The sequence below is a fragment of the Burkholderia sp. Se-20378 genome (assembly GCF_017104665.1).
In the GTDB taxonomy this organism is placed as follows: domain Bacteria; phylum Pseudomonadota; class Gammaproteobacteria; order Burkholderiales; family Burkholderiaceae; genus Burkholderia; species Burkholderia lata.
The window spans coordinates 1-3,140 of record NZ_JAAGPG010000756.1 but is presented as its reverse complement, the minus strand read 5'-3'; the positions used below and the strand labels follow the sequence as shown (position 1 = coordinate 3,140).

Below are 3,140 nucleotides of genomic sequence, written 5' to 3'. Positions count from 1 at the left end.
CCCCGATTCCGTCGTGGTCGAACGCGTGCCGACGCCGCACGTCCCGGTGGTCGAACTGCCGGGCGACGTGGCGACGGCCGCGGCGGCGGCGATGGGCGAGACCGATGCGCCGGCCGAACCAGGCGCCGCGGAGCACGTGGTCGCCGATGATTCGGCGGCAATGAGTGCGCCACTGCCATCATCGCTGGACGACGACGTTGTGCCGCAACCCGCGTTCGCCGCGGTGGCACATGCGGCGGTGGGGCACGCGCGTGAAGCGCACATGCCGGAAGCCGTTATGCCGGCCGCCGCGCCGCAGCCGGATGCACAGGCCGCAGCCGGGCTGACGCCGGAAGATGCCCAGCATATCGCCGAGCGCCTGCGCAATCGCCTGACGAACTATCTGACGGGGGAAGGGCGCGACGCCATCGAAGCCCGCTGTCGCGACGCGCTGCATGAGCATTCGGCCTGGCTGGTCGGCCAGATCACGCGTGAAGTGGCCCTCGCGCTGGAAACCGAGGTGATGGACTGGGTTCGCGACGCGGTCGACGAAGAGATCGCACGCCGCCGTTCCGGTCATTCCGGTTGAGCACGCGGACGTTCCGGTGAAAAACGGGGTGCGATTCCAGTAAGGGCTGGTGCAGCGGCCGACGAGGCACTGCACGGGTCAGTCGGAGCATATCCGCCAGTCGGCGGAATCCGGCAGGGTGACTATTCCTCCCGGGGCGTCCGGTTCAGCGTACCGACAGCACCCATTGCGCGAGCGTGTGGGCTTCGCTGTTCGTCAATTGCGTATTGGCAGGCATCGGCACGCTGCCCCATACGCCGACGCTGCCTTTCACGATCGACTGGGCAAGGTAATCGACGGCGTCGCTGCGCGCCGCATACTTGCCGGCGATGTCGCGGAACGACGGGCCCATCAGCGGCTTGCTGATCGCGTGGCAGGCCATGCAGTTCTTGCGCTGGGCAAGCGCGAGCCCGTCGGCCTGATCGGCGCGCGCCGCCGCCACGCTGCCGATCAGCAGTGTGGCGAGCAGGACGCGCAATATCGAGTGTTTCATGCGGTTCTCCGCCGGCGGGGACGGCCGGCTACATGGTCCGCGCATTATAAAAGCAAAGGGAAAGCGCGTTTTGCGCGTTCCCCGGCGGCCATGTTTATTGGGGTCGCATTTTTTGACGCGCCCGTATCAACCCGTGACGGCGCCCTGGTTCGCCGGGCGGGCGAGCGCCGCGAATTTCGCGAGCACGCCGCGGGTGTAGCGCGGCGCCGGCTGTTGCCATGCGGCGCGGCGGCGCGCGAGTTCCGCGTCGTCGACGTTCAGCTGCAGCAGGAGCCGGTGCGCGTCGATCGTGATCGAGTCGCCTTCCTGCACGAGCGCGATCGTGCCGCCGACGAACGCTTCCGGCGCGACGTGGCCGACCACCATCCCCCAGGTTCCGCCCGAGAAGCGGCCATCCGTGATGAAGCCGACCGATTCGCCGAGCCCCTTGCCGATGATCGCGGATGTCGGCGCGAGCATTTCCGGCATGCCGGGACCGCCCTTCGGGCCGAGGTAGCGCAGCACGAGGATGTCGCCGGCGCGGATCCGGTCGCCGAGAATCGCATCCATCGCGCTCTGCTCGTCGTCGAACACGCGTGCCGGGCCCGTGATCACCGGGTTCTTCAGGCCGGTGATCTTTGCGACCGCGCCGTCTTCCGCGAGATTGCCTTTCAGGATGGCAAGGTGGCCTTCCTTGTACAGTGCGCGGTCGATCGGGAAGATCACGTCCTGGTCCGCGCGCGGCACGCTCGGCACGTCCTTCAGTTCGTCGGCGATTGTGCGGCCGGTGATCGTCATGCAGTCGCCGTGCAGCAGCCCCGCGTCGAGCAGGATCTTCAACACCTGCGGAATCCCGCCGGCCCGGTGCAGGTCGGTCGCGACGTACTTCCCCGACGGCTTCAGGTCGCAGATCACGGGCACGCGCTTGCGGATGCGCTCGAAGTCCTCGATCGTCCAGTCGACCTCGGCCGCGTGCGCGATCGCGAGATAGTGCAGCACCGCGTTGGTCGAGCCGCCCGTCGCCATGATCACCGACACCGCGTTCTCGATCGACGCCTTCGTGATGATGTCGCGCGGTTTCAGGTCGCGCTTCACGGCCTCCACCAGCACGCGTGCCGATTCGGCGGCCGAATCGACCTTCTCCTGATCGGGGTTCGCCATCGTCGACGAGTACAGCAGCGACATCCCGAGTGCCTCGAACGACGAGCTCATCGTGTTCGCGGTGTACATCCCGCCGCACGACCCCGACGTCGGGCATGCGTTCTGCTCGACGCCTTCGAAATCCTCCTGCGACATCCGGCCCGCGGTGAATTCGCCGACGGCTTCGAACGACGACACGATCGTCAGGTCCCGGCCTTTCCAGTTGCCGGGGCGGATCGTGCCGCCGTACACGTAGATGCCCGGCACGTTCAGGCGTGCGAGCGCGATCATGCCGCCCGGCATGTTCTTGTCGCAGCCGCCGACGACGACCACGCCGTCCATCCATTGCCCCTGCACGCAGGTCTCGATGCAGTCGGCGATTACCTCGCGCGACACGAGCGAGTACTTCATCCCTTCGGTGCCCATCGACATGCCGTCCGAAATCGTCGGCGTGCCGAAGATCTGCGGGTTCGCGTCGGACGCCTTCACGGCCGCGACGGCCGCGTCCGACAGGCGCTGCAGGCCGGAGTTGCATGGCGTGATCGTCGAATGGCCGTTCGCGATGCCGACCATCGGCTTGTCGAAATCGTCCTTCTGGTAGCCGAGTGCGTAATACATCGAGCGGTTCGGCGAGCGGGCCACGCCTTGCGTGATGTGCTTCGAGCGACGGTTGTAAGCCATGGGGGACTCCATCTTTGTCTGGGCAACGCCGTCGATCGGCGTGCCGGTTCGGATCAATCAAGAATGGAGTTTCCGGATTGGGATGTCCAATATATTATTTGTCGCGTATTAAGTCGTTTACTGAATGAAAAAGGTATGGCCGATCCGACTCCCGACCTGCGCCAGTGGCGCTATTTCGTGACCGTCGCCGACGAGCGACATTTCGGCCGCGCGGCCGAACGCCTGTCGATGACGCAGCCGCCGTTGTCACAGGCGATCCGTGCACTCGAGGATGCGCTCGGCGTCGCGCTGTTCGCGCGA

4 protein-coding genes are annotated in these 3,140 nt (G+C 66.4%); 2 read left to right on the top strand and 2 right to left on the bottom strand.

Annotated features, from left to right (window positions below; genetic code table 11):
* A partial coding sequence (locus G3N93_RS37115) for a DUF2486 family protein (RefSeq protein ID WP_206135249.1) occupies window positions 1–568 on the top strand: 568 nt, incomplete at its 5' end.
* Window positions 569–713: 145 nt separating this feature from the next.
* Here the strand turns inward: G3N93_RS37115 and G3N93_RS37110 are convergent.
* The gene (locus G3N93_RS37110) at window positions 714–1,040 is read right to left on the bottom strand and encodes a c-type cytochrome (RefSeq protein WP_206135248.1); all 327 of its coding nucleotides are present in this window, start codon (window positions 1,038–1,040) and stop codon (window positions 714–716) included.
* A 126-nt stretch (window positions 1,041–1,166) separates the two neighbouring features.
* The gene (gene ilvD, locus G3N93_RS37105) at window positions 1,167–2,840 is read right to left on the bottom strand and encodes a dihydroxy-acid dehydratase (RefSeq protein ID WP_174983225.1); all 1,674 of its coding nucleotides are present in this window, start codon (window positions 2,838–2,840) and stop codon (window positions 1,167–1,169) included.
* Window positions 2,841–2,975: 135 nt separating this feature from the next.
* Between ilvD and G3N93_RS37100 the strand changes: the two genes are divergently transcribed.
* Window positions 2,976–3,140, top strand: a 165-nt coding sequence (locus tag G3N93_RS37100) for a LysR family transcriptional regulator (protein WP_206135250.1), incomplete at its 3' end; no start/stop codon positions are given.

Excerpts from the sequence above, each read along its gene's own strand:
- G3N93_RS37110 (WP_206135248.1), bottom strand. The coding sequence starts at position 1,040 with ATGAAACACTCGATATTGCGCGTCCTGCTCGCCACACTGCTGATCGGC.
- ilvD (WP_174983225.1), bottom strand. The coding sequence starts at position 2,840 with ATGGCTTACAACCGTCGCTCGAAGCACATCACGCAAGGCGTGGCCCGC.